The 24605-nt window shown below is 67.4% G+C and carries 25 protein-coding genes, 2 tRNA genes and 1 pseudogene; 14 read left to right on the top strand and 14 right to left on the bottom strand.

The genetic code is table 11. The features are described 5' to 3' along the window. Window positions 1-51: 51 nt before the first annotated feature. From ACNPNP_RS11410 to ACNPNP_RS11360, 11 genes are all read left to right on the top strand, one after another. Window positions 52-885, top strand: coding sequence for a ParA family protein (locus ACNPNP_RS11410; RefSeq protein ID WP_448966173.1), 834 nt, complete (start codon window positions 52-54; stop codon window positions 883-885). After that, window positions 869-1708, top strand: coding sequence for a segregation and condensation protein A (locus ACNPNP_RS11405; RefSeq protein ID WP_448966125.1), 840 nt, complete (start codon window positions 869-871; stop codon window positions 1706-1708). Before ACNPNP_RS11410 ends, ACNPNP_RS11405 begins: the two co-directional genes overlap by 17 nt. Beyond that, entirely contained in the window at window positions 1698-2288 is a 591-nt protein-coding gene (gene scpB, locus ACNPNP_RS11400; protein WP_448966124.1) for an SMC-Scp complex subunit ScpB, read from the top strand. The genes ACNPNP_RS11405 and scpB overlap by 11 nt, the downstream gene beginning before the upstream one ends. After that, window positions 2285-3097 carry a pseudouridine synthase gene (locus ACNPNP_RS11395; protein WP_448966123.1) on the top strand — a complete coding sequence of 271 codons (813 nt, stop codon included), beginning with the start codon at window positions 2285-2287 and terminating at the stop codon, window positions 3095-3097. Before scpB ends, ACNPNP_RS11395 begins: the two co-directional genes overlap by 4 nt. Then, window positions 3094-4218, top strand: a complete 1125-nt coding sequence (locus ACNPNP_RS11390; protein WP_448966122.1) for a prephenate dehydrogenase — start codon at window positions 3094-3096, stop codon at window positions 4216-4218. The genes ACNPNP_RS11395 and ACNPNP_RS11390 overlap by 4 nt, the downstream gene beginning before the upstream one ends. Beyond that, window positions 4211-4888 (top strand): (d)CMP kinase, encoded by a 678-nt coding sequence (gene cmk, locus ACNPNP_RS11385; RefSeq protein WP_448966121.1) that lies wholly within the window; start codon window positions 4211-4213, stop codon window positions 4886-4888. Before ACNPNP_RS11390 ends, cmk begins: the two co-directional genes overlap by 8 nt. Next, window positions 4878-6401: a ribosome biogenesis GTPase Der gene (gene der / locus ACNPNP_RS11380; protein WP_448966120.1), complete on the top strand. Its 1524-nt coding sequence runs from the start codon at window positions 4878-4880 to the stop codon at window positions 6399-6401. The genes cmk and der overlap by 11 nt, the downstream gene beginning before the upstream one ends. A gap of 50 nt (window positions 6402-6451) precedes the next feature. After that, complete coding sequence (locus tag ACNPNP_RS11375) at window positions 6452-6820, top strand: ArsR/SmtB family transcription factor (protein WP_448966119.1); 369 nt, start codon at window positions 6452-6454, stop codon at window positions 6818-6820. Next, complete coding sequence (locus tag ACNPNP_RS11370) at window positions 6817-7317, top strand: SRPBCC domain-containing protein (protein ID WP_448966118.1); 501 nt, start codon at window positions 6817-6819, stop codon at window positions 7315-7317. The genes ACNPNP_RS11375 and ACNPNP_RS11370 overlap by 4 nt, the downstream gene beginning before the upstream one ends. Window positions 7318-7417: 100 nt before the next feature. Next, window positions 7418-8491: a Glu/Leu/Phe/Val dehydrogenase family protein gene (locus tag ACNPNP_RS11365; RefSeq protein ID WP_448966117.1), complete on the top strand. Its 1074-nt coding sequence runs from the start codon at window positions 7418-7420 to the stop codon at window positions 8489-8491. A 48-nt stretch (window positions 8492-8539) separates the two neighbouring features. Further along, complete coding sequence (locus tag ACNPNP_RS11360) at window positions 8540-9724, top strand: epoxide hydrolase family protein (protein WP_448966116.1); 1185 nt, start codon at window positions 8540-8542, stop codon at window positions 9722-9724. Here the strand turns inward: ACNPNP_RS11360 and ACNPNP_RS11355 are convergent. Then, window positions 9721-10278, bottom strand: a complete 558-nt coding sequence (locus tag ACNPNP_RS11355; protein ID WP_448966115.1) for a phosphorylase family protein — start codon at window positions 10276-10278, stop codon at window positions 9721-9723. The two genes, ACNPNP_RS11360 and ACNPNP_RS11355, sit on opposite strands and share 4 nt — an antisense overlap. Before the next feature lie 79 nt (window positions 10279-10357). Here ACNPNP_RS11355 and ACNPNP_RS11350 point away from each other — a divergent pair. Continuing rightward, window positions 10358-10840, top strand: a pseudogene (locus ACNPNP_RS11350) (NUDIX domain-containing protein); the annotation flags it as partial. Window positions 10841-10872: 32 nt separating this feature from the next. Here the strand turns inward: ACNPNP_RS11350 and ACNPNP_RS11345 are convergent. The 3 genes from ACNPNP_RS11345 to ACNPNP_RS11335 are packed head-to-tail and all read right to left on the bottom strand — an operon-like array spanning window position 10873 to window position 12532. Then, window positions 10873-11238: an RNA-binding S4 domain-containing protein gene (locus ACNPNP_RS11345; protein WP_448966114.1), complete on the bottom strand. Its 366-nt coding sequence runs from the start codon at window positions 11236-11238 to the stop codon at window positions 10873-10875. Between the two features lie 17 nt (window positions 11239-11255). Continuing rightward, entirely contained in the window at window positions 11256-11927 is a 672-nt protein-coding gene (locus tag ACNPNP_RS11340) for a lysoplasmalogenase family protein (protein ID WP_448966113.1), read from the bottom strand. A 23-nt stretch (window positions 11928-11950) separates the two neighbouring features. Then, window positions 11951-12532 carry a GNAT family N-acetyltransferase gene (locus tag ACNPNP_RS11335; RefSeq protein WP_448966112.1) on the bottom strand — a complete coding sequence of 194 codons (582 nt, stop codon included), beginning with the start codon at window positions 12530-12532 and terminating at the stop codon, window positions 11951-11953. A gap of 107 nt (window positions 12533-12639) precedes the next feature. Between ACNPNP_RS11335 and ACNPNP_RS11330 the strand changes: the two genes are divergently transcribed. After that, a tRNA-Pro gene (locus tag ACNPNP_RS11330) sits at window positions 12640-12709 on the top strand. A gap of 21 nt (window positions 12710-12730) precedes the next feature. Continuing rightward, window positions 12731-12804 (top strand) — tRNA-Pro (locus ACNPNP_RS11325). A gap of 196 nt (window positions 12805-13000) precedes the next feature. Here the strand turns inward: ACNPNP_RS11325 and ACNPNP_RS11320 are convergent. From ACNPNP_RS11320 to ACNPNP_RS11275, 10 genes are all read right to left on the bottom strand, one after another. Further along, window positions 13001-13288 carry a tyrosine-type recombinase/integrase gene (locus tag ACNPNP_RS11320; RefSeq protein ID WP_448966111.1) on the bottom strand — a complete coding sequence of 96 codons (288 nt, stop codon included), beginning with the start codon at window positions 13286-13288 and terminating at the stop codon, window positions 13001-13003. Window positions 13289-14212: 924 nt separating this feature from the next. Next, a complete protein-coding gene (locus ACNPNP_RS11315; protein ID WP_448966110.1) occupies window positions 14213-14428 on the bottom strand; it encodes a helix-turn-helix transcriptional regulator in 216 nt (71 codons plus the stop codon). Then, entirely contained in the window at window positions 14425-14997 is a 573-nt protein-coding gene (locus tag ACNPNP_RS11310) for a hypothetical protein (RefSeq protein ID WP_448966109.1), read from the bottom strand. Before ACNPNP_RS11310 ends, ACNPNP_RS11315 begins: the two co-directional genes overlap by 4 nt. 14 nt (window positions 14998-15011) lie before the next feature. Next, window positions 15012-15470, bottom strand: a complete 459-nt coding sequence (locus ACNPNP_RS11305; RefSeq protein ID WP_448966108.1) for a single-stranded DNA-binding protein — start codon at window positions 15468-15470, stop codon at window positions 15012-15014. Window positions 15471-15553: 83 nt separating this feature from the next. Continuing rightward, window positions 15554-17329 (bottom strand): type IV secretory system conjugative DNA transfer family protein, encoded by a 1776-nt coding sequence (locus tag ACNPNP_RS11300; protein WP_448966107.1) that lies wholly within the window; start codon window positions 17327-17329, stop codon window positions 15554-15556. Further along, the gene (locus ACNPNP_RS11295) at window positions 17326-17916 is read right to left on the bottom strand and encodes a hypothetical protein (RefSeq protein WP_448966106.1); all 591 of its coding nucleotides are present in this window, start codon (window positions 17914-17916) and stop codon (window positions 17326-17328) included. The genes ACNPNP_RS11300 and ACNPNP_RS11295 overlap by 4 nt, the downstream gene beginning before the upstream one ends. A gap of 155 nt (window positions 17917-18071) precedes the next feature. After that, window positions 18072-21077 carry a hypothetical protein gene (locus tag ACNPNP_RS11290; RefSeq protein WP_448966105.1) on the bottom strand — a complete coding sequence of 1002 codons (3006 nt, stop codon included), beginning with the start codon at window positions 21075-21077 and terminating at the stop codon, window positions 18072-18074. Window positions 21078-21146: 69 nt separating this feature from the next. Beyond that, window positions 21147-22181: a DNA-processing protein DprA gene (locus ACNPNP_RS11285; RefSeq protein WP_448966104.1), complete on the bottom strand. Its 1035-nt coding sequence runs from the start codon at window positions 22179-22181 to the stop codon at window positions 21147-21149. Window positions 22182-22340: 159 nt separating this feature from the next. Further along, entirely contained in the window at window positions 22341-23822 is a 1482-nt protein-coding gene (locus tag ACNPNP_RS11280) for an ATP-binding protein (protein ID WP_448966172.1), read from the bottom strand. After that, window positions 23816-24598 (bottom strand): hypothetical protein, encoded by a 783-nt coding sequence (locus tag ACNPNP_RS11275; RefSeq protein ID WP_448966103.1) that lies wholly within the window; start codon window positions 24596-24598, stop codon window positions 23816-23818. The genes ACNPNP_RS11280 and ACNPNP_RS11275 overlap by 7 nt, the downstream gene beginning before the upstream one ends. Window positions 24599-24605: the final 7 nt, after the last annotated feature.

The following is a 24605-nucleotide window of genomic DNA, read 5'->3' as shown; positions in this document are numbered from 1 at the left end:
CAGAAAGTGGCGAAGTCCAAGGGCAAGACGTCGAACATCGGCGACACCCCGATGGGACCCACTGGGCGTCCGTATCACGGCTTCCCGACCCCGGCCCCACTCGGCTCGCACGGGCCTGCACGCATCATCGCGCTGTGCAACCAGAAGGGCGGCGTCGGCAAGACGACCACGTCGATCAACCTCGCCGCGGCCCTCGCAGAGTACGGCCGCAAGGTGCTCGCCGTCGACTTCGACCCACAGGGCGCGCTGTCCGCCGGACTCGGCATCCAGACCCACGACGTGCCCACGATCTACGATCTGCTGCTCGACACCAAGCGCGACGTGCACGACGTGATCGTGCCCAGCGGCGTCGACGGTCTCGACGTCCTGCCCGCGAACATCGACCTGTCGGCCGCCGAGGTGCACCTGGTCAACGAGGTCGCCCGCGAGACGATCCTCGCGCGCGTGCTGCGACAGGTCGCGGGGGAGTACGACGTCATACTCATCGACTGCCAGCCTTCCCTCGGTCTTCTCACCGTCAATGCACTGACGGCCAGCCATGGCGTGCTCATCCCGCTGGAGTGCGAGTTCTTCGCCCTCAGAGGTGTGGCGCTGCTCATCGAGACGATCGAGAAGGTGCGCGACCGCCTCAACCCCGACATCAAGCTCGACGGGCTGCTCGCGACGATGTACGACGCGCGCACGCTGCATTCGCGTGAGGTGCTCGAGCGCGTGGTGGAAGCCTTCGGCGACGACGTGCTGGAGACGGTGATCGGTCGTACCGTGAAGTTCCCCGACGCGTCGGTGTCAGGGGTGCCCATCACCGAGTTCGCGCCGGAGCATGCCGCCGCACAGGCGTACCTCCGACTGGCGCGGGAGCTGGTCGCCCGTGGCGCCGTCGCGTGAGATCGAGCCCGCTGAGCCCGCTGAGCCTGTAGAGCCTGAAACCGGGTTCCGCGTCTCGCTGACCAACTTCGACGGCCCGTTCGACCTGCTGCTGAACCTCATCTCGAAGCACGAGATGGACATCACCGAGGTGTCTCTGAGCGCGGTCACGAACGAGTTCATCGCCTATCTGAAGGAGATCGACGGCGACGATCAGGAGCTCGACCAGGCATCCGAGTTCCTCGTCGTCGCAGCGACTCTGCTCGACATGAAGGTCGCCGGTCTCCTGCCCCAGGGCGAGCTCGTCGACGCCGAGGCCGTCGCGCTGCTCGAGGCACGCGACCTGCTGTTCGCGCGTCTTCTGCAGTACCGCGCGTTCAAGGAGGTCTCGACGTGGTTCGCGCGCTGCCTGCAGCGCGAGGACCGACGCCACGTGCGGGCGGTCCGCCTGGACGAGAAGCACCGCGCGCAGACGCCGGAGCTGGTGTGGACCCTGAGCGTGGATGACTTCGCCGCCATCGCGCTGCTGGCGTTCGCGCCCAAGGAGATCCCCAACGTCGGCCTCGATCATCTGCACGCGCCGCTGGTCAGCATCCGGGAACAGGCGGCGATCGTGGTGACGCTGCTGCGCAGCGCCGAGTCGCTGACCTTCCGCGAGCTGATCGCCGGGTCCTCGGAGCCGGGCATCGTGGTGGCGCGGTTCATCTCGGTGCTCGAGCTCTACCGGCACGCCGCGCTGTCCTTCGAACAACTGGAACCGCTCGGCGAGCTGACGCTGCGCTGGGCCGCCGACTCCTGGTCGGACGAGACGCTCGCGAGCCTGGGGGCCGACTATGACCGATGAGACGACCGCCGACACCGTCACCGAGACGCCGCTGACCGAGAGGCTCGAGGCCATCCTGCTGATCATCGACGAGCCGCTCGGCCTCGTCGCCCTGGCCGCCGCGGTCGGAGCGCCGGTTCCCGCCGTCCGCCAGGCGATCGAGACGCTCGTCGATGACTACGACGGCAACGGGCACGGCCCGCGTCGCGGTTTCGAGCTGCGTGAGGTCGGTGGCGGTTGGCGGCTGTACGTGCGCGACGACCACGACGGTCTGGTCGCGGAGTTCGTCGGCGGTCAGGCTCCCGCACGGCTGTCGCAGGCCGCGCTCGAGACGCTCGCGGTGATCGCGTACAAGCAGCCGGTCACGCGCAGCCAGGTGGCATCGATCCGCGCAGTGAACGTCGATTCGGTCGTGCGCACGCTGCTCGCACGCGGACTCATCACGGAGCTGTTCGCCGACTCCGAGACCGGCGCCATCAACTACGGCACGACAGATGCGCTGCTGCAGAACCTCGGCATCAACTCGCTCGACGAGCTGCCCCCGATCTCTCCGCTGCTCGACGACGGTGCAGACGGATTCGACGAAGGAACCATCCGATGAACGATTCCACGCCCACCTCCGACGCAGCCCCTGAAGGCGTCCGGCTCCAGAAGGTGCTCGCCGCCGCAGGCGTCGCATCCCGACGCGTCGTCGAGCAGTACATCGTGGAAGGCCGCATCCGCGTCAACGGCCAGGTCGTCGAAGAGCTCGGCCGCCGAATCGATCCGGAGACCGACCTGGTCGACGTCGACGGCACGGCGATCCAGCTCGACGTCTCCAAGCGCTACGTCATGCTGAACAAGCCCACCGGCGTCGTGAGCACCATGAAGGATGAGAACGGACGACCCGACCTCCGCCGCTTCACGAACGACTACGAGGAACGGCTGTACAACGTCGGTCGCCTTGACGCCGAAACGAGTGGTCTGCTGATCCTCACCAACGACGGCGAGCTCGCGCATGTGCTCGCGCATCCGTCGTTCGGGGTCACCAAGGTCTACATCGCGAAGGTCGAGGGCATCGTCACGGCGCAGACGATCGCGAAGCTGACGAAGGGTTTCGACCTGGAAGACGGCCCGATCAAGGCCGACAAGGCGCGCCTGCTCGACACGTCGAAGGTCGGCACGGAATCGAGCCTCGTCGAGCTCACCCTGCACTCCGGGCGCAACCGGATCGTGCGCCGGATGATGGCCGCGGTCGGCCACCCGGTCACTGAACTCGTGCGCCGCCAGTTCGGCCCGCTCCACCTGGGAACGCTCCCTGCGGGGAAGACGCGAGAACTGAGTAAAATCGAACGTGGTGCGCTGTTGACTCTCGCGCGCCACGATTCCCCTGCGGACGCTACGCCGGGAGACGCCCAGGAGACCGAGTGAGCGACACGGCCAGAACCAATGGCAGCGGCATCGCGCCGCGGCTCTCGGGGACGGTCCGCATCGTCGGCGCAGGCCTTCTCGGCGCGAGCATCGGACTCGCCCTGCGCGCCAAGGGCGTCGACGTCGTGCTGTCCGACACGTCGCCTGCACAGATGCGCCTGGCGATCGACTACGGCGCGGGACGTGCCGCGCAGGACGACGATGCGCCGTCGCTCATCGTCGTGTCCGTGCCGCCGGACGTCACCGCCGACGTGATCGCCGCGGAACTCGCGCACTTCCCGGATGCCGTCGTCACCGACGTCGCGAGCGTCAAGCTCGAGCCGTTCCGTGCGCTGAAGGAGCGCGGAGTCGACATCACCCGCTACATAGGCTCGCACCCGCTCGCGGGCCGCGAGCGCGGGGGAGCGATCTCCGCACGTGCAGACCTCTTCATCGGCCGCCCCTGGGTCGTCTGCCGCGATGAGGAGACCCGCGCGGTCGACCTCGCACTCGTGGAGGCGTTGGCGCTGGATGTCGGAGCCATGCCGCTGGAGATGACGCCGGAAGAGCACGACAGCTCCGTCGCTCTCACCTCGCACGTACCGCAGGTCGTGGCCAGTCTGCTCGCCGGTCGGTTCGCGACGGCGGACGAGGGGGCGCTGCGCCTGGCAGGACAGGGCGTGCGCGACACGACGCGCATCGCGGCATCCGCTCCGGAACTGTGGGTGCAGATCCTCGGCGCCAACGCGCAGCCCGTCGTCGCGATCCTCGATGCCCTCGCCGACGACCTGCGTGAGGTGTCTGACGCGCTGCGGGCACCCGCCGAACCCGGCGCGAGACGCGTCGTCGCCGAGGCGATCCGCCAGGGCAACGACGGCGTGGAGCGGCTGCCGGGCAAGCACGGCCAGAACCGCAGATTCGATCAGCTCGTCGTCATGGTCGACGACACGGCCGGTCAGCTCGGCCGCCTGTTCGGCGAACTCGGCGAGCTCGGAGTGAACGTGGAAGACCTGCGCCTGGAGCATTCGCCGGGCGCACAGTTCGGACTCGCGGAGATCAGCGTGGCCCCTGCCGCGCTGCGCGGTGCGATCGACGGACTGCAGGAGCGCGGATGGCGGATTGCAGGAGCGACCAATGAGTGAGTTCATCGCGATCGACGGACCCGCCGGGTCGGGCAAGTCGAGCGTGTCGAAGGAAGTGGCCCGTTCACGCGGCTACGGCTACCTCGACACCGGAGCCGCGTACCGGGCGCTGGCCTGGCATGTCCTCGACCGCGGCGCCGACACCGACGACGCCGATGCGGTGCTCGCCGCGGCATCCGATTTCGATCTCCGCCTGGGGCTCGACCCCGACGACCGCACCGTCGCCGTCGGCGACACCGACATCACCGCGACGATCCGCGAGCCGCGCGTGTCCGAGGCTGTCAGCGGTGTCGCTCGCGTGCCCGCCGTGCGCGAGCAGATCAACATCTTCTTCCGCTCACTGGTGGCGTCGGCTGCGTATCCTGCTGTCGTCGTCGAAGGGCGCGACATCACCACGGTGGTCGCCCCCGATGCCCCGGTGCGCATCCTCCTCACTGCCGCCCCCGAGGTACGGGCAGCCAGACGCGCCGGCGAACTCGCCGGTGAGAACGCCGCCGTCGTGGCAGAGGCGCTGCACAAGCGCGATGCCTCGGACAGCGCCGTCGTCGATTTCCTCAACGCCGCGGAAGGCGTGGAGGTCGTCGATTCGACGCACCTCGATTTCCCACAGACCATCGATGCCGTACTCGCGGTGATCGAACGAAAGCAAGGAGCGGAACATGGCCGCTGAAGAAGAATACGAGGGCGGCCCCGACCGCCTCGCCGAGAAGATGGACGAACTCGACGAGCAGCTCGCCGAACAGCGTGCTGAGGCTCTGCGCGCAGGGCTCGCCGACTACGACCTGGATGAGGACGATGCCGCGCTGCTGGCCGGCATCACCCAGGGTGAGGGCGGGATCGAGTTCCTGCCCGCCCTGCCGGTGATCGCGATCGTCGGGCGTCCGAACGTGGGGAAGTCCGCGCTCGTGAACCGCATCCTCGGCCGCCGCGAGGCCGTCGTGGAGGACACCCCCGGCGGGGCGCGCGACCGCGTGACGTACAAGGGCGAATGGAACGATCGTCGATTCTCGCTGGTCGACACCGGCGGGTGGGAGCCGGACGCCAAGGGCATCGACCGTTCGGTGGCGGCACAGGCGGAGGTCGCGATCGACCTGTCCGACCTGGTGCTGTTCGTCGTCGACGCGATGGTCGGGGCGACATCCACCGACGAGCACGTCGTGAAGCTGCTGCGCAAGAGCGGCAAGACGGTGTTCCTCGTCGCGAACAAGATCGACGACGCCCGTCAGGAGCCGGAGATCGCCTCCCTGTGGAGCCTCGGTCTCGGCCAGCCGTACCCGACCTCGGCCGTGCACGGCCGCGGTGTCGCCGACCTGCTGGATGCCGTGCTCGAGAAGCTGCCATCGATCTCGTCGGTCGCGAAGTACGAGATCGGCGGACCTCGCCGCGTCGCGATCCTCGGTCGTCCGAACGTCGGCAAGTCGTCGCTGCTGAACAAGGCGGCGGGCGAAGAGCGCGTCGTCGTGAACGAGCTGGCAGGAACGACCCGCGATCCCGTCGATGAGGTCGTCGAACTCGGCGGCAAGCTGTGGCGCCTGGTCGACACCGCCGGCATCCGCCGCCGTGTGCACCTGTCGCAGGGCGCCGACTTCTACGCCTCGCTGCGCACCTCCGCCGCGCTCGAGCGGGCGGCGGTCGCCGTGGTCGTGCTCGACGTCTCGGAGACGATCAGCGAGCAGGACGTGCGCATCATCGACCTCGTGCTGGAATCGGGCCGAGCCCTCGTGCTGGCGTTCAACAAGTGGGATCGCCTGAACGACCTCGATCTGGAGAACGCCGACCGCCGCCGCTACCTCGAGCGCGAGATCGAGCAGGACCTCGCGCACGTCTCGTGGGCGCCCCGCGTGAACATCTCGGCCAAGACCGGGCGTCACTTCGACAAGCTGGTCCCTGCGCTCGAGACGGCACTGGAGAACTGGGATCGCCGTATCCCGACCGGCAAGTTCAACGCCTTCATCTCCGAGCTCGTCGCCGAGCACCCGCACCCGCTGCGTGGTGGCAAGCAGCCGCGCATCCTGTTCGGTACGCAGGCCTCGACGCGTCCTCCGAGGTTCGTGCTGTTCACGACCGGCTTCCTCGACCCCGGCTACCGCCGCTTCATCCAGCGCCGTCTGCGCGAGCTGTACGAATTCGAGGGCACGCCGATCGTGATCAACATGCGCGTGCGGGAGAAGCGTCAGCGCTGATCCCGTTTCGATGGTGGACAGAACGGTAACCAATCGGTTACCGTTCTGACATGGACGTATTCGGAGCGATCGCCGACCCCATCCGTCGCGACCTGCTCCGACGACTCTCCGGAGGCCCGGCGCGCGTCGTCGACCTCGCGGCCGATCATGCCGTCTCCCGTCCGGCCATCAGCAAGCATCTGCGGATCCTCGTCGATGCCGGGCTGGTGCACGCCGAGGCCAGTGGGCGCGAACGGCACTATGTGATCGACGTCGAGCCGTTGGGAGAGGTGAGAGACCTGCTCGGCGCGCTCACCGCCCGCCGCGCCCCGATCTCCACGCAGCATCTCGATGCCCTCGACACCGAGGTGCATCGTGCCGCGCGCGATCGGCGGCGCGGTGCGTCCGCATCCACTCATTCGAAGGAGGACATCGCATGACCCTGACAGGAAGATTCGATGGCGCTCAGCAGACGTTGGTGCTGACGCGGCAGTTCCGCACGTCGATCGACGACGTGTGGGCGAGCATCGCGGAATCCGATCGCCTGAGCCGCTGGTTCGGCACCTGGACCGGTGATCCGTCCACCGGGACGGTCTCGGTGACCATGAACGCGGAAGCCGAGCCCATGCCGGCGGTGCCGTACGAGATCCGCCGGTGCGAGCCGCCGAGGGCGCTCTCGGTGCGCGTGAGCGACGAGTACGGCACCTGGACGCTCACGGCCGAACTCGCAGCGGTCGACGGGACGACCACGCTGATCCTCACGCAGGAGGACGTCGATCCCGAGACGCTCGAACAGACCGGCCCCGGCTGGGAGTGGTATCTCGACAGACTCGTGGCCGCTGTGCACGCCGAACGGATGCCGTCGCTGGACGAATTCGAGAAGATCTACATGCCCATGACGCAGGAGTACGCAGCGCTCGCGCACCCGGCCGCATGACGGTTGCCTCCGAGGCGCACTTGGTGGTGCAATGGATGTGGATGCCGTAATCAGACGGCGTCCGTACCCGTGCCCACAAGGCCCGCCGAAAGAGGATGCGATGACGCACACCCTGCCCCTGCCCGATTTCAGCCACGAACGCGTGGAGGTGATCACAGGTCGGCGCAGCGGCCTGTTCATCGCCGTGGCTCTGCACTCGTCCGTGCTCGGCTCCGCACTCGGCGGTGCACGACTGTGGACGTACCCGCACTGGAGCGATGCTCTCGGCGATGCGCTGCGGCTCTCCGCCGCGATGACGCTGAAGAATGCGACTGCCGGCCTGGACGCCGGTGGAGGCAAGGCTGTCATCGGACTGGAGCCGGGTACCGTGCTCGACGCGGAACGACGTCGTGCCGCATTCCTCGACCTCGGTGACGCCGTGGAGTCGTTCGACGGGCTGTACCGCACGGCGGAGGATGTCGGATCGACCATGGACGACATGGCGGTCGTCGGCGAGCGGACGACGCATGTCGTCGGGCTCCCGGATGCCGCCGGCGGCTCCGGCGAGCCGGCCGGACCCACGAGCCTCGGCGTGTACGAGTCGCTGCGCGCGGTGCTGGAGCGCACGACCGGATCTGCGGATGTCGCGGGTCGGCGCATCACGATCTCCGGGCTCGGTCAGGTCGGTGGACGCCTCGCCGTGCGGCTCTCCACCGAGGGGGCACTGCTGACCGTGACCGACGTCAACCCCGAACGCCGCCACCTCGCAGGCGAACTCGGCGCCACCTGGGTGGAGCCGGGAACCGAGCACCTGGTCGCGTCCGACGTGTTCGTGCCTGCCGGCATCGGCGGGCTGCTCACAGACGAGGTCATCGACGCGCTCGACACCTCGGCGGTATGCGGCCCGGCGAACAACCCGCTCGCATCGCACAGCGGCGCCGACCGCCTGGCCGCGCGCGGCATCCTGTACGCCCCCGACTTCGTCGTGAACGCCGGTGGCGTCATCTACCTCGATCACGAGGCCAAGAAGCTCGGCTCGCGCGCCGAGATCATGGACCGCGTGACGCACATCGGTGACACCGTGCGGCGCATCCTCGCAGACTCGGAGGAGCGCGGGATCACGCCGCTCGCCGCCGCCGAGGAGCTCGCTGCGGCGCGGCTGCGTGCCGGGGCCGAGACGCCCGTGCTCGGCTGACCCCGTCGGGTGTCGTAGGCATGTGACAGCCTCTGTGCAGGAGGTCACATGCCACACACGACTCGCGAAGTTCACGCATTCGAGTCCCACGCGACCGATGCAGAGCTGGACGATCTGCGCGCGCGGTTGGTGGCGGCGCGTCTGCCGGAGACCGAGACGGTCTTCCGCGCCGCCCCCGGCCGACGCCGTTGGGAACAGGGCGTCCCTCTCGCCGACCTCGTCGAACTGGTGGACTATTGGAGCACCGCGTACGACTGGCGGTCATTCGAAGCACGTCTCAATGAGATCGGCCAGTTCCGCACGGTCATCGATGGCCTGGGCATCCACTTCCTGCATCGCCGGTCTTCTCGCGAAGACGCCACTCCGCTGATCATGACGCACGGCTGGCCGGGCAGTGTCGCCGAGTTCGTCGACGTGATCGACGAACTGGCCGATCCTCGAGATCCGGCTGCGCCGGCGTTCCATGTCGTCGTGCCGTCGCTCCCGGGTTTCGGATACAGCGACAAGCCGGCGGAGACGGGATGGGGAGTCGAGAAGATCGCTGCGGCCTGGGTCGAACTGATGCAGAGGCTGGGTTACAGCAGGTTCGTCGCCCACGGTGGCGACTGGGGCGGCAACGTGACTACGGTGCTCGGGGGCATGTTCCCCGAACACGTCCTCGGCATCCACACGACCTTCGCGTTGGCGCCGCCGGGGATGACGACGGACTCGCTGACGGCGATCGAACGCGAATGGGTCGAGCAGACGCAGAGTTTCTGGCAGCACAACCGGGCGTACGCGAAGGAGCAGGCGACCAGGCCGCAGACCATCGGCTACTCGCTCGTGGACTCTCCGGTCGGGCTTCTCGCCTGGCTCCTCGACAAGTTCGCGGAGTGGTCAGACACCGAGGACAGCCCGTTCGAGACGATCTCCAGAGATCGGATCCTGGACGACGTCACGCTCTACTGGTTGACCCGCACGGGTGCATCGGCGGCACGCATCTACTACGAGAGCCCGCACTCTCTCGACCCGGACCTTCGAGTCGACGTCCCGTCAGCGATCACCATGTATCCCGGCGACATCGAGTCGCGCACACCGCGGGCGTGGGCCGAGCAGCGGTATCGGCAGATCGTCCGCTGGAACCTGCCCGAATCCGGAGGACACTTCCCGTCGCTGGAAGTGCCGGAGTACTTCGTCGGGGACCTGCAGAAGGGTCTCGCCGCCGTTTTGGCGGCGGCGCAGCGATCTGGCTAGACGCCGAACTCGTCACGGACGCGATCGCGCAGCTGGTGGCTGCAGGCGGTGACGGCCTCGTTCCAGGTGGTGTTCGCATCGTCCTGGGCGCGGTCGGACACCGCCTTCCAGATGCGGATCGGCACGCCGAACTGTGTCGCGACCCAGGCGTACGCGTAAGACTCCATGTCGACGAGCTGACCGCCGAGCGCGCGGATGGCGACGACAGCATCCGCATCGTCGATGAAGCTGTCGCCGGTCGCGATGGTCATCGTGCCCTTGCCGAGGATCATGCGCGGCGGCATGGAGACATGCTGCCCTGCGACACCCTCCTCATCGCGCACGTCGTGCTGGAACGCGACGTCGATCTCGTAGACCCCGGCGTCGAGGTCGGGGTCGAGCGCGCCGGCCGTACCGACGACGAGGATCTCCTCGTAGACACCGGCATCGAGCGCACGGGTCAGACCGTACGTGGCCTTGAGCTTGCCCGGTCCGGTCACGAGACGGTCGAAGCCGTCCAGCGGCTCGGAGAAGGCGACGAGTTCGGATTCGAGGGCGGCGACGAGAAGCTTCACCGCTTCATTGTCCCAGACACGGGTTACGTCTCGCGTCGTCAGCGGCGCACGAACCCGGATGCTGTGAAAAGCTGAAGGGGTGACGATCATTCCTCCCGTACCCGGCGAACCGCGACGCCCCGACGGGCCGCGCGACCCGGGCGACGCGTGGGGCGGCGCCGAGACGGGGGAGAAGTACTGGGGCCGCTTCGGCGCCGCAGGGCTTCTCGCCGTGGATGCCGCGCGCGGCATCCTGCTGCAGCACCGCGTCAGCTGGAGCCACTTCGGCGGTACGTGGGGGCTGCCCGGCGGGGCGCTGCACGAGGGGGAGTCTGCGATCGACGGTGCCCTCCGCGAGGCGACCGAGGAGGCCGGAATTCCCGACGGCGCCGTGCAGGTGCGGTTCACGAGTGTGCTGGATCTGAAGATCTGGTCGTACACCACGGTCGTCGCCGACGTCGTCGAACCGTTCACGCCGGTGATCAGCGATCCGGAGAGCGTCGCGCTCGAGTGGGTGCCTGTCGATGAGGTCACGGATCGGCCGTTGCATCCGGGATTCGCCGCTGCTTGGCCGAGCCTGCGAGACGAACTCGGCTGAGCTGCCGTGCTCGCGCGTCAGTGGTCGTCGCGTCCGCGCAGCTTGTCGATGTCGCGCCGTTCACGCTTCGTCGGTCGTCCTGCGCCGCGATCGCGCATGCCCATGATCGCCTGCGGCTCGCGCGGAGGAGTGCGCTCGTCATAGGCGAGGGCGGCAACCGGCGCCCCGACGCGTTTCACTAGTGTCTGCCGCACGACGAGGATGCGGTCGAAGCCGCTGATGCGCACTCGCAGCTCGTCGCCCGGTTTCACCGTCTGCGCTGCCTTCACCTTGTCGCCGTTCACACGTACATGCCCCGCTCGGCATGCAGTGGTGGCCGCCGAGCGCGTCTTGTACACGCGGATGGCCCACAGCCAGCTGTCCACACGCACGGGGCTGGTCATCATCGGATTCTGTGCGGTCATCGGATGCTGCGCTTTCGGAGTGCGACGAGGGCTCCTGCCACGATGAGCCCCTGCCCGAGCGTGTACGTGAGCATCACGAGCGGGCTGGTCCACTGCGGCATGGTGTCGGCGAGGAAGAGTCGGAAGGCGAGCACGGTGTCGCTGAGTAGGAAGAACACTCCGCCCGTGGCGATGAGTGGGCTGCAGCGCGCGGCGAAGGCGGCCGTGCCGCCGAGGACGAGGCCGTAGCCGGCGACTGCCGGGAGCAGCGTGCCCGTGTGCGGGCCCAGCGTGATGATCATGGCGATCCACCATGCGGCGTACATGAGCGCCCACCACGGCATCCGCCGCACGCTGAGCACGCGGATGAAAGCCACGATGTATGCGACGTGGGCGAGGCCGAAGAACAGGAGCATGAGCGGCAGCTCCGGTCCGGCCGGGAAGAACGCGCCGGCGCCGTCGCCGAGCCACGAGAAGACGATGGCGGTGAGCAGCAGGGCGATCGCGAGAGGGGGTCGCAGGCGGAGCGACACGATGACCGGCACGGCGAGGAGCGGCATGAGCCACAGTTTGGTGGGCGACGCGATGTCGCTCTGCAGTGCGAGGGCCGCGACGTGCACGATCGACATCGCGATGTAGGGGAGGAACGCCCAGGGGAGGAGCGTTCTCGTCAGGGCGCCGCGGTGCATCCCTCCATCGTAGAGCGGGCGGGTCAGGCGACTTGGAGGGTGACGATCGGACGTTCGGGTTTCGGCCCTGGAACCTCAGTGAACCCGGCGGCGAGGAAGGTGGAGAGAGCGCCGTGGAACAGGTCGTTCACACGAACGTCGGTCTTGGCCGTGTCGATCGGGTAGGCCTCGATCACACGGGCGCCCGAGGTTCGTGCGAAGTCGATCGCGGCGTCGAGGAGGGCGGCATTGAGGCCCTGGCCGCGGTGCTCCTTGCGGACGACGAAGCAGCTGACCGCCCATACGCTCTCGTCGTCGAGCGCCTCGCGGGTCGTGGCGACGATGTTGCGCGTGCGCGCGAGGCGGCGCTGCGCCGGCCGCCGGCCGACGCGGACCCAGCCTGCGGCATCGCCGTCGACATAGGCGACGATGCCCGGCGGGCGATCGGATGCCACCTCCTGCTGGAACAGCGTCGTGCGCTGGTCGAGGTCAGTGGTCTCCCACTCCTTGTTGGTGAGTACCGGCCACACGCACTGGCAACTGCGACCGTCACCACCACCGCTGAGCGCGTGCTGGATGTCGTCCCATACGTCAGGGCTCGCGAGCGCCGTCGTGATCTTTGACATGTCGGGCAGGCTACGCCGTGGGCCCGACACGGGGCAAGAGTCGTGGTTCGCGATGGCGCCTTGGTGCGGCTAAGATAGTGGAGTTGCCTGCGCGTGAGCGAAGACAACGGGCTGTGGCGCAGCTTGGTAGCGCACTTGACTGGGGGTTAAGGGGTTTACCCCTCCCGGGCGGCCCAAAACAACTGAAAATCGATGCCACGGGCTGTGGCGCAGCTTGGTAGCGCACCTGACTGGGGGTCAGGGGGTCGCAGGTTCAAATCCTGTCAGCCCGACAGAAAAGCCCTGATGAGACGCAAATTTCATCAGGGCTTCATCGTTTCTCTGACGGGTTTTTGTTGGTCCCCCTCTGGTCCCCCTGACCGATTCCGGGTTGGCGCTTGGGCGCCGAAGCTTGGGTCGAAATCGGCTGACCTGTGGATAAGGGGACCAAAAGGGGACCAGAACCACTCCGGGCATTGTTTCGGTCCCTCACAGGCGTCGCGTCGGCGACCCGCTGCGGGCGTTCTGGCGCCTCTGCCCCGATGGCGAGAGGAACGCGTTCGCTTGCTCTGCGGCGGAGGCCAGATGCCGATCGTCGGGGTGGAGATACCCGCGCGTGGTTTCCATCGAGGCGTGCCCCAGAATCTCTTGAAGCACGTGCAGCGGGACCCCGGCATCGGCCATCCAGGTTGCGCCCGTGTGGCGGAGCCCGTGGCGGGTGAGGTCGGGCAAGCCAAGGTTCGCGACGATCTTGTCCCAGTTCGTCGCATCTCGCACGGTCGCCGTCGTAAGTACCCCGCCCTTCGGCCCGCTAGGAGCTGCGCTTCGGGCTTCTTCCCTTCAGCAAGTCGTTCTAGCACGGGACGGAGTGGTTCCAAGATCGGCACGCGCCGTTCTTTGCGGCTCTTGGTGGGTTTCGTGACGAGCCCACCTTTGCCGGGGAAGATCTGGCGTGCAATGACGACGAGGTTCTTCTCGAACCTGACATCCCCAACCTGTAGCCCCGACACTTCCGATGATCGTGCCGCGAGGAGTGCGGCGAGCATCACGAAGTCGCTGTAGGACTGATCAACTCTCCCGCACGCTTTTGCGAGCTTGTTCAACGTCTTCATATCCGGGATCGCGTGCGCCCGTGGCGATGCCTGCTCGGCCGACTGGGTGCGGAACGCGTTACGGTTTAGGCTTCGCTTCGCACGATTCCTCGCGGGGTTGATCGTCAGCAGACCATCTCGCACGGCCTCATCGAGTACCCGGACGAGGGGCGCGATGGAGTTCTTGATCGTTGAGGCCCCGTATCGCTGCTCCCATTCGTCAATGGTCCGATCGACGATTCCGGCGGTGATCTGCGTCACCGGGAGATGCCCCAGCGCAGGCAGCACCCGCAGTTTGAGACCGAAACCATACGTCTCGCCGGTGGAGGTCGGGTCGAGGCCCCGCGCCCAGCGGTCACCGATTGACGTGACGAATTCCGTCAACGTCATGGCCGTGTCCATGCCCTTGATGGACGAGTTGCGCAGTTGGTCGAAGAACGAGTGAGCTGCGGCTTCATCGGCGACAATTTCGGAGCGGATCACGCGGCGTTTGGTGATTGGGTCCGTCCACCTTGCTCGGGCACGGACGCCATACGAGCGGCGCTCCATGTCGGTGGAGACCTTCACGCCGATCGGCGGCACCGGCTTCGGGTCGGCCTTCGGAAGCGCCTCACCTTTCCGCGGCATGTTCGCGTTCCAGTTCAGTAATCCACGCCTCGACCGCTTCGATCCGGTAGCGGGCGATTCCGCTCATTCGGACGAACGGCGGCCCCGTCCCCGCTGACCGCCACCTGGACAGTGTTGATTCGGACACCTTCAGATAGGTGGCGACATCACGGCTGTGTAGCAACGGCGACTGAACGACTGGCTCTGTCGCCTCGCTCATGAGATCTCGCCTGTGGTCGGATCGAGAGAACGGTAGAACTGGTCCTCTTCCTCCCGCCGTTTTTCGACCTCGGCGAGCACGAACTCGATGAACTCCTGCTCACGGTTATCGATGACGACATCTTCGACCTGCGGAGCGGGCGTCTCGCCTGGCCAGGCAGTGTGCCGTGTGGGGCGGTCACGATCGAGACGAGTGCCGTTGGTGGCTACCCAGTCGCGAAGACGAACCCGCGCATCGGCGAAGTCGCGGTGCCAGGCCAGTGGTGCTGATCCGCTCTTCTCCGAGTCGTAGCAACAGAGCCAGTGCAGATGAAGAGCGGAAAGCTCCCACAGCAACTCCGTGTGATGGTGCCAGAACGGCGGGATCACCGCTGCTGGGAGCCCGTAGGTGCGGCGTAGCCAATGCACCCAGTGGTTGAGCTCAAGCCATTCGGCTTCCAGGTCTTCCGGGCCAAGCAAGTTCCAGTTGATCGGATGCGGAGGCTCAATCAACAACGGTCCCTCAAAGTCACCATCGAACTCGATCTCTTCGTCAACCGTGTCCTGGTCTTCAGCGGTGTTCTCGTCCATGATCGGCGCCGCTGTCAGATGCTTGCCCGGCCCGGGCCACTGGCGTGAGCCCCTGCGACCGTGTCTCGACTGGGACTATGGTGCGATGGCGCGTCCTGGTCGACGCTGCTGCGTCGGGGTGTGCGATCCACCTCGTATCGGGTGCGAGCAAGATCGTGGCCGATTCGAGAAACAATGAACTCCTCTGCGGCAACTTGCTGCCCGTCCTTCTCATACGTGTATTCATGGACGCGACCAGAGGCGATGAAACGGTCGCCTTTGCGGAACCGTGAAGCTGCCTCTTCTGCGGTCTTTCGGAAGATCGCGAGGTCATGGAAGGTCGGCTCCAGCTGGGTGAATGAACCATCGGATTCCTGCCGCGAATGCTCAATCCCGATGCGTGCGTGCAACCTCGAAACTCCGTTTTCCCCGACCGTCAGTCGAGGCTGCGTAGCGATGAAACCAGAAATGGACTGCTGCGTATCGATACTCATCGACGTGCTCCTCTCAGAAGGGGCGACCGCTGTGGCCGCCGTTCATCGGAGAGGTGCGCCAAGTACGCCTGCGGTTGACCTGGTTACGGGCGCTGACGCAGAGACTCTTCAACGGCTGCCCGCTGAGCGCGGAGAACATCGCTGTCACGCCGACCGGTCCAAGCACGCAGTTTCGCGACGATTGGTGGTGCGGCGCGTAGCAGGATGAGGCCGGTGCCGAATGGGAGGGTGCGGATCACGTCGGGCGGCATGACCGACACCCGGCGGATGGAGCGTTGTGCGGTGCGGGAGCCGTGGTCGCCGATGGTGGTGGAGTCGGTGATCTCGTCTCGTTCCCCGATGAGGGTGGTGAGGTCTTGAAGGTCACGGGAGTTGGAGGCGCCACCGAGGATGATCTTCACAATGCTGGCGTCCCAGATCGCGCCGGCCGCGTTATCCGACCACTTCTCCCGCGCCTGCGCGAGCGATTGCAACACCGGCATCGTCGTGATCCCCGTACCTCCGCCTTCTGCCATCAACGTTGGAAGCGATGGCAGCGGGGCGAGGTTTCCGATCTCATCCAGTGCGAGGAGCAGGGGCGGGTCGAGGCGGGCTGCGGGTGAGCGTGCGGCGAGGCGGCGGGTGGCTTCGACGAGGTCTTCCACGAACGCTGACACCAGTGCTGCGCTGTTGTTCGCCCCGGCGCCTGTCGCGAGCAGATACACGGTGCCACGCCTACGCAGAAACTCCTCCGGATCGAAGCGTTCCTCCGGGCCGGGAGTGACGGCGTCGAGGACGCGGGGGTCTGCGAGGGCGGCGAGTGAGAGGGAGACGCCTTGCCAGATGGAGTCGCGGGTTCGGGGGTCTGAGTCGATCATCGCCTGCAACGAGTCCGCCCACCCCGTCGCGGCTTTCGGGTGTCCGGTGAGGATCGCGACCGCATCGGACGCGGCGGCGGGGTCGAGGGTCCACCGGAACAACTCAGCCGGTGTTCGCTGGTCGAGGGCTGCGGCATGGAGCAGGGCTTGGAGGGCGGTGCGGGTCTTCCCCTCCCAGAAGTCCCCGCCCTCGACACCGCCAGCAGAGAGGCCGGTGCCGGCTGCGAGGCCGGTGGCGCGGATCATCGCTGTCAGCGGGTCTTCGCATCCCCGGATTGGTGACCATCGGAGTCCTGCGGGGATGCCTTCGGCGAGGTGCTGTGGATCGAATACCGCTACCGGCCGCCCTTCCGCGCTTCGCGCCTGCAAGGTGGCGGTGAGGTTGTCGGGGCGGGTGGAGGTCGTGACGACGGCTCCGGGGGCGTCGAGGATCGCGTTGATGACCACATGCAGGCCCTTCCCCGAACGTGGTGGCCCGATCAGCAGGATCGAGTCCTCCACGCTCGCCCACACGTTTACGTTCCTCGATGCGCCGAGGAGGTAACCGACATCCGTGGTCGTCGGCTTCGACAGCGAGGGCCGGAGTTGCCCGGCCCGCCGCAACAGCGCCTTCTCCGATGCCGCGGTGATGACGTCGGTGCGGGTGGCAATGCCGACGATCCGATACGGGTCGACCTTCGTCTGCCGCGACTGCTCGCGGAAGAACCGCCACACCCACCACCCCGCACCCCCGACCGAGACGATGAGGACGCCGGTGACGATCCAGTACGCCACCGGGTTCAGCCCGTCGGCACCGAGCGCGCTGCCGGGGTCGGCGGGGTGCAGGAGTACGCCGAGGCCGGCTTCGATCCCGCCAGCAGGCTGAGTGATCCCGGTAGCCCAGGCGGTGATCGTTCCCGCAACACGGAGGATGACCGCGAGGACGGCGGCGGTGATGAGGGCGATGATGCCGAGGTTCGCCAGCTCATCCCCAAGCGCCCCACCCTGCCGCGGCGTGCTCATTGGATTCTCCCGATGCTGAGGGTGCCGGAGATGCGGCCGAGGAGGATCACTTCACCGGTCACCGCAAGCGCTGCTTGCTCTGCGGTGAGGAGGGTGCGGGCGGTGCCGTCGCTGCTGGCGTCGGTGTGGCCGTGGATGATCGCGACGGCGACATCCTCACCCGCAACGAACCCCGACCCTGCCACCTGAGGCAGCACCGGCTGCGCGGCTGGCACCGAGGGCGACACCACAGCCACAGGCGACTGGGTCTCCCAGAGTTTCGGGGTGGGGCGTTCGCGGGGTGGGGTGATGATGTCGGTGAACGTTGACCCGTCGGCCTCGTGTACCTGCACCCGCAGCGGCGACCGGTACTGGGCGGTGAGGGCGTCGAGGATGGTCGGGAACGCTTCGCGCCGCCACTCCGGAGCGAACGGCGCAGGCATGTGCGCCACCCCGTCGACCGTGACTGTCATCGCACCGTCAGAGGTGATGGTGAACTCCACCACCGGCACGACGACCGGCCCACCCAGATGAGGCTTCGGTGGCTTCGCTGTTATTGGGGGTTGGTGGTCGGGGTGGGTGCGGCGGTAGCGGGGTTTCGGCGTCACAGGGTTCCTCTCCGTGGAGTGCAGGAGTGTCGCCAGGCAGGTGCACCCGCACCGCCCCCGGGAACGCAGGTGGGAGGGCACGAACGTGGGGGTGGTTCGTGCCCTCCCGTGCTGACCCGCAGTGTTGGGGGTGCGGGTGGGTCAGTAGCCTGTGGTTAGTCCTCCTTTGCTCCCTCGAACTGGGCCTTGAACTCCTCGAACGATAGGTCCTCGTCACGGACGTACCCGGCGCGGTCGCGGGCGATCGCGAGGCGACGCCCGAACAGCAGCACCCCACCGGTCGCCGCGGCGATCAGGCCACCGGCGAGACCGATCGGCCACCAGTCACCGCCGCCGGTATGCGCGAGCTCACCCGGCGTGCCCGGTTTGCCCGGCTCCTCTGGGGTGTCGGTGACGGTGGTGGTCTCATCCGGTGCGCCGCAGACCCCACGATGCAGGATCGAGCCGTCCTCATCCGTGACGGCCTCCACCCAGTAGTAGGTGCCAACCGTCTCGAAGATCACCTCGTCGGAGCGATACTCACCCGGCCCGTCGAGATCAATCGTGGTGGAGGTGAAGACGAGTTCTTCCGGGGTGCAGGTCGCGGTGTCGCCGTCCTGCCGGTACGCCTCGAATACCAGTCGTGCCCCGTCGGGGACGGTGCCGGTGATGGTCGCGACATCATGCGCCGGCTCACCAAGCTGTACGGTCGCCACGGCGTTCGTCTTCACGATCAGTTCCTCTGGCTGCTCCTTCACAACCGTCGTCTCACCCGGCGCCCCACAAACACCCTCAGCGATGATCTCGCCGTCGGCGTTGTAGAGGGATTCGACCCAGTACACGTTCCCTGCGGTATCGACGGTGGCAGTGCCGGAGCGGTAGACACCGGCCTGAGTGACCGGGATCTCGTCACTCTCGTAGAACGGCACCTCGCACACGGCTCCGGCGTCTGCCGGGTGGGGTCCGTAGGCGCGGAACACCAGATAGGCGCCGTCGGGAATGTTCGTGCCCTGCACGAGCGCGGTATCTGAGAAGGGTTCGCGGACGAATGCTTCCGGTGTCGCCTGCGTCACCACCGTTACGGGGATGTCGGTGCCGGTGGGTGGGACGTAGAAGCGTTCTAGCACGTCCGCCGGAGACGACGCATACGGCTGCACGCGGTCGTCGCCGGTGAAGGTGGTGACGAGGACGTAGAAGCCGGGTTCGGTCGGCACGATCTTGTCCTCATCCGTGTACCCGAGCTTGTAGACCCCGTTCCGTGCCGGCGTCACAAGCTCCGCCAGCACCGGCGCACCGGTGAGGTCGAGATCGTCGGTGAGTTCAGTGTCGGTGGCGAAGGGGCCGTAGACGGTGTGATGGAGCTCGTCGACGTCGGCGTTCCAGTAGCCGTCGCCGGTGAAATCGCCGTGGTTCGCCGGGAACCCGGTGACGGTGATCACATCGGAGGCGCGTCCGCCGGGGTGCACGTTGTACTCGCGCATCAGCGAGGTCACCGTGACCGGCCACCGCACCGACGTCGTCTCCGCGCTGATTCCGTACTCGTCCTGCCAGTCGTTCGCGAGATAGTCGCGCACCCACTCCGGCTGCGACGACGTCTTCACCTCCCACACCCAGGTCACAAACCCACCCGTCGGCGCGATCACCGACGGTGACGTGTAGATGCCGGGGCCGTCGGCGGTGACCGTCACGGTGCCGAGCGGCACCGCGTTCGGGTCGATGCCGGTGTTCTGCGCCGGGGGTAGCGTGCCGGGCACCTGGTAGGCGGTTCCCTCGAACAGCACCGGAATGAAAGCACCGTCCTTCTTCAACCATGCACCAGTGCTGCTACTGACGGTGATCGTGTCAGTGAGTGCGTCGCCGGGGAAGGCGAGACGCTGGTCCGCCTCCGAAACAGCTTCGGGCTGGAACGGCACCACCGAGGTCTCGGCGACCTGCCCGAAGCGGTCGGTGAACGAGTCGGTAAGGTACTTCGCGTTCAAACCGTGCGCGGCCTTGTCGATGCTCCACACCCACGTGTAGAACCCCGACTCCGGCGCAACGATCGTCCCCGGCGACGTATACGACCCCGCACCCGTCAACGTCACCGTCTCGGTCCCCGCGACGGGTGCTCCGGCAGGTGGAGTGTCTGCTTCAGCGGGCTGCTCATCGAACGGCCCATACAGGGTGCCGGTCGCCGCTACCTCAACCGGGCTCCCGCCCAGGTGAATCCAGGTGCCCTTCGACACCGACACCGTGAGCCCATCCACGAACGCATCACCCTCCCTGACGTAGCGGGAGGCGACCTGGGTGGTGCTCTCCGGCTGGAAATCCAACTCGATCGCCGGCGACTCCACCGAAGCAGACATCCCCGTGGAGGAGCCTGCGACAGCGGCGATCAGACGCTGCGCGCCGGGAGTCGTGTACAGATCGAGCGCGGCCCCGTACCCGGCGGCGGCGATGTTCATCGACGCGCCGACCCGGTACGACGGCACACCGTCTGCGGGGCTACCGGTGACAGGGTGCGCTCCGGCGCCGATCGTGCGCGCCGAGGAACCGTCAGCGAAGACCGCATCCGACAAGGTCGCAGTGCCGGTGAGCCCTGCCGGGTGGGTCGTAACGGTGAGGGTGCCCGCGTACTGATCTCCCATGTCCAGCGACAGGGACAGTGAGCGGTCGGTGACGGCGTAGACGGCGGCGTTCTGGCGCATCATGTCCAGGTTCGCGAGGATCGTGCCCCGCTCCGACGCGGGCGCCCGCCCGACGTAGTAGATGTCGCCGGACATGCCGTGCGAGTTGCCGGCACTGGTGATCGACCACACGAACAGAGCGACCGCCGCAGTCACGTTCGGGTCACCTGACTGCCCCCACCGATCCAGCACGTAGTTCAGCTCCGCGAGCTGCTGCCGCGACAGCGAGTCCAGTGCTGTGATCGTCTCCGGCCCGTAAGTCTGCGCGAACGGCGAGTCAGCACCCAGGTCCGCACAGTACGCCTGCCGACCATCAACGTCGGTGTTGTAGGCACCGAGGAACCCCCTCCCGATGTCGTACCCGACACCGAGACTGCCCGCATGAGCCGCCGGCGCATTCAGCGCGAGCGACCCTGCCAGCAGGAACAGGGCCAGCAGCACCGAGAGCCAGCGCCGCACCCCCGACCGGGGTGGCGCAGCCTCCGGCTGCGAGATGTGGGCGAGTGATCCTGACACGAGATACCTCCTGGTGTTGTCCATCAGCGACGCGAACCGGTCGCTTTCACACCAGGTGCACCACCCGCCTCACCGGCTCAGGCCCGGCCCTTCACGCTGAGCAGAGGGAGTCGGGGTGTCGAGGGGGTCGACCTCGAGCCTCGCCCGCTCCCGGACGGCATAGTGCGCACGGTCACGCACCCCGTGCAGCAGCTCACGCACATCGTCGTAGCCGGTGATGACGGTCGCGAGGCCGTCCCGCAGGAGTCGGTGACAGCCAGTGGAGGTGGCGCTCGTGATCGGGCCGGGGATAGCCCCGACCGGCCGGCCGAGTTCTGCGGCGCGGGCGGCGGTGTGGAGGGTCCCGGAACGGTAGCCGGCCTCCGCAATGAGGACCGTGCCGGAGAGCGCCGCGAGGAGCCGGCCGCGTTGCAGGAACCTCCACCTCGTCGGCGCCGCACCCGGCGGCAACTCCGACAACAACAACCCGTCCTTGCCGACATGGGTCAGCAGATCAGCGTGCCCCGCAGGATACGGCCGATCCAGGCCCCCCGCGAGCACCGCGACCGTCGCACCGCCGGAGGCGAGCGCGGAACGGTGCGCGGCACCATCGATCCCATATGCGCCGCCGGAGAGCACCAGCCGGGAGTCGGCGACCGCCGACTGCACCAACTCCGTCGTGACGTGCTCCCCATACCCGGTGGACGCCCGAGCGCCGGTGACAGTGAGGCGATCCCACACCGGGCCGGTCAGCAGCCCAGTGTTGCCTTTCGCCCACAACGCCACCGGCGCACGATCGCCAAGCGCATCGATCCCCGCAGGCCACTCCACATCGCCAGGGATCAGCACCCGCATCCCATGCCGCTCCGTCTCCGCCAGCACCCTCCGCGTCTGCGCCGTGTCGATGCGGGGCGCCAGGCGACGCTGCCAGGTGTCACCATCCGGCCCCACCGGAACCTCATCGGCGAGGACACGGGCGACGGTCTCGGAGGCGCCGACGGTGCGGATCATCCGCCCCGTCACCGCGTCACCTGGTTCGGACGCGACCGCGAGGATGATCCTCGCGGTGCGCTCCTCTGCTGCCAGCTCGTAGATCGTGTCCATCAGTGCTGCTCCCTCGGTCATGACAAATCAATCGAGGGATAGGTACGAACCAGCACGCCGAAACAGTCACCGCGACCGGACAGGAGATGCGGGAACTTGCACCCTCACAACACCCCACCAATCGGCTGAGACTCGCGGAATGACCCGGAAACAGGGTTCAGAAATCCTGAACTCGAGCGTTTAGCCTTTCATTCTCGCAGTGGTGTCGAACGCGGCGAGCTCGGCCGGGTGGAGTTGGTGCTGGACGACGAAGGAGCGTTCCTTGATGCGCCAAAGTCCCTGCCCGGTGCCGAGCCCGGGGAGGAGTTTCTGTTCCGTGCCGGTGAGTCCGAGGGCCGCGGCGGTGGCTCCGAGCTGGTCGGGTTCTTGCCGGTAGATAATCCGGGTCTCCGCATTCGCCAACAGGCTGTTCGCGAGAGCACGCATCGCGGAGCCGGAGTCGCCGCCGTTGTCGAGGTCGGTGAGCTTGTGGAAGATCAGCATGTTCGCGATCCCGTAATGCCGCGCCAACCGCCACTGCGCATCCATACGGCGCAGGAGCGCTGGGTAGGCCATGAGCCGCCAGGCTTCGTCATAGATCACCCACCGGTGCCCACCGTTCGGGTCCATCAGCGCCGACTCCATCCACGCACTGGAGCAGGTCATCAGCAGTGAGATCAGCGTCGAGTTCTCCGCGACGCGGGAGAGGTCCAGGCTGACCATCGGCAGCGATGGATCGAACCGCACGGTCGATGGCCCATCGAACAGCCCCGCAAGATCACCCGCGACCAGGCGGCGGAGGGCGTGGCCGACGAGCCTTCCGTCTTCTGCCAGCCGTTCATCGGTGTCGGTCGCAGGGTCGGGGTTTAGAATGCGGTCGACGACCATCGGCAAGATCGGCACGTCAGCGGTGCGGACGGTGTCTTGGAGGGCGAGGTCGATCGCTGTGTGCTCCAACGGTGACAGCACCCGATCAAGGACGGTTTCCGCAAGCGCGCCGATGAGTTCCCGACGGCGGGACGCGACTTGCGCCGCCCATTCCGCATCGCTCACCCCGGACGGGCGGTGGCCCTCATCGAGCGGGTTGAGCCGGTTGCGGAGCCCATGCCCGAGCACGATCGCCCGCCCACCAACAGCCTCCGCAACCGCCGTATGCTCACCCTTCGGATCACCAGGCACATACACGCGACGACCAAACGGAATCGACCGCGTATAGAGCGACTTGGCGAGTGAGGATTTGCCGGAGCCGACGATGCCGGCCAGGACGATGTTGGGTGCGGTGATGATCCCGCGGGCGTAGAGGGTCCAGGGGTCGTAGACGAAGGAGCCGCCCGAGTAGAGGTCTTGCCCGATGAACACGCCGTCGGCGCCGAGGCCGCCTTCGGCGAGGAACGGGTACGCACCCGCGAGCGTCGCCGACGTGTCCTGATGCCGCGGCAACCGCAACCTGACAGGCGTCCGCAACGCCGCAGCGCCCGGTTCGCCCGAGGCGGGCAGGTAGGTGGTGTTACGGCGTTCGGCACGCTCCGCCGCCAGCCGTTCACGCTCCGCTGTCTGCTCGGCTTTGCGGGCGTTGGTCTCGATCTTCGCGGCGGCGTGCTTCCGCGCCTTCCGCTGCCTACGGCGTTCCCCGGACGGTTCCACCAGCGCCGCGGTATGGAGCTTCTGCCGATCGCTCACAATGCTCGCCCCCGCAGCACCGAGGAGGACACCGGCGGCGCGAACCACTCATCCTCTTCCTCAACCGATGGGGCCTGCTGACGCGCCCGCGACTGTGCTGGTGCCCGCTTCTGTGCCAGAGCCTCAGCGGTCGGCTCCCGAGCCTCCGGGTGGGCGCGGAGCAGGGAGACGTGCCCGTGGTCATGGTTGTACGTCAGCGCGTACGCGCCGTCGGTGGTGGTGCGGTCGAGTGGGCCGGTGGGGATGGTGTCGTAGACGTATCCGTTGACAAGCGCAGCCTGCGTGGTCTCCGCGCCCATGTCGAACCCGGCCAGGTGCCCGATCGCCGCATCCGCACCGTCGCGGTCGATGATCGTCAGCACCTCGTCGGCCTCCACGCCTTGCAGGAACACCACGCTCACCCACCGCGACACCGGCCCCGCTGCTGTGGGGGCGGGATGCCAGGCGATCCGCCCCGAGGCAGCCATCGCCGCATCCACCCGATCATGCACCCCATCCAGCAACGCCGCGGCCTGCTGCAGTTCCGCTGTTGCGGCGAGAGCGTAGGTCGCACCGGCGGTCTGATCCCCGGCGTCATCGTACGCGCGCACCCGGTTCGTCACATGGGCGGTGGCGAGCTGGTCGAGCACTTGACGGAGAGACCGCACCCCGGTGAGAAGGTCACCGAGCACCGTGTAGGTGTCCGCGGGGTCCTCGAATACGCGGGAGGCGTGCGCGAGCCCACGGAGCGCTTCGGACGCTTCCGCGGCGTCCCTGGTCGAGTTCTGGAAGGTCGGCATGACGGGC

The organism is Microbacterium xerophyticum, assembly GCF_053543555.1.
The sequence above is the reverse complement of the archived record's forward strand: the minus strand, read 5'-3'. Positions and strand labels throughout refer to the sequence as shown.

Bases quoted from the DNA above. Each gene is read 5' to 3' on its own strand.
- ACNPNP_RS11340 (WP_448966113.1), bottom strand. From the start codon at position 11,927: ATGCACCGCGGCGCCCTGACGAGAACGCTCCTCCCCTGGGCGTTCCTC.
- ACNPNP_RS11305 (WP_448966108.1), bottom strand. From the start codon at position 15,470: ATGAGTATCGATACGCAGCAGTCCATTTCTGGTTTCATCGCTACGCAG.
- ACNPNP_RS11370 (WP_448966118.1), top strand. From the start codon at position 6,817: ATGACCCTGACAGGAAGATTCGATGGCGCTCAGCAGACGTTGGTGCTG.
- ACNPNP_RS11310 (WP_448966109.1), bottom strand. From the start codon at position 14,997: ATGGACGAGAACACCGCTGAAGACCAGGACACGGTTGACGAAGAGATC.
- ACNPNP_RS11285 (WP_448966104.1), bottom strand. From the start codon at position 22,181: ATGACCGAGGGAGCAGCACTGATGGACACGATCTACGAGCTGGCAGCA.
- ACNPNP_RS11275 (WP_448966103.1), bottom strand. From the start codon at position 24,598: ATGCCGACCTTCCAGAACTCGACCAGGGACGCCGCGGAAGCGTCCGAA.
- ACNPNP_RS11365 (WP_448966117.1), top strand. From the start codon at position 7,418: ATGACGCACACCCTGCCCCTGCCCGATTTCAGCCACGAACGCGTGGAG.
- cmk (WP_448966121.1), top strand. From the start codon at position 4,211: ATGAGTGAGTTCATCGCGATCGACGGACCCGCCGGGTCGGGCAAGTCG.
- ACNPNP_RS11345 (WP_448966114.1), bottom strand. From the start codon at position 11,238: ATGACCAGCCCCGTGCGTGTGGACAGCTGGCTGTGGGCCATCCGCGTG.
- ACNPNP_RS11375 (WP_448966119.1), top strand. From the start codon at position 6,452: ATGGACGTATTCGGAGCGATCGCCGACCCCATCCGTCGCGACCTGCTC.
- ACNPNP_RS11410 (WP_448966173.1), top strand. From the start codon at position 52: ATGGGACCCACTGGGCGTCCGTATCACGGCTTCCCGACCCCGGCCCCA.
- ACNPNP_RS11395 (WP_448966123.1), top strand. From the start codon at position 2,285: ATGAACGATTCCACGCCCACCTCCGACGCAGCCCCTGAAGGCGTCCGG.
- ACNPNP_RS11360 (WP_448966116.1), top strand. From the start codon at position 8,540: ATGCCACACACGACTCGCGAAGTTCACGCATTCGAGTCCCACGCGACC.
- ACNPNP_RS11300 (WP_448966107.1), bottom strand. From the start codon at position 17,329: ATGAGCACGCCGCGGCAGGGTGGGGCGCTTGGGGATGAGCTGGCGAAC.
- ACNPNP_RS11335 (WP_448966112.1), bottom strand. From the start codon at position 12,532: ATGTCAAAGATCACGACGGCGCTCGCGAGCCCTGACGTATGGGACGAC.
- scpB (WP_448966124.1), top strand. From the start codon at position 1,698: ATGACCGATGAGACGACCGCCGACACCGTCACCGAGACGCCGCTGACC.
- der (WP_448966120.1), top strand. From the start codon at position 4,878: ATGGCCGCTGAAGAAGAATACGAGGGCGGCCCCGACCGCCTCGCCGAG.
- ACNPNP_RS11315 (WP_448966110.1), bottom strand. From the start codon at position 14,428: ATGAGCGAGGCGACAGAGCCAGTCGTTCAGTCGCCGTTGCTACACAGC.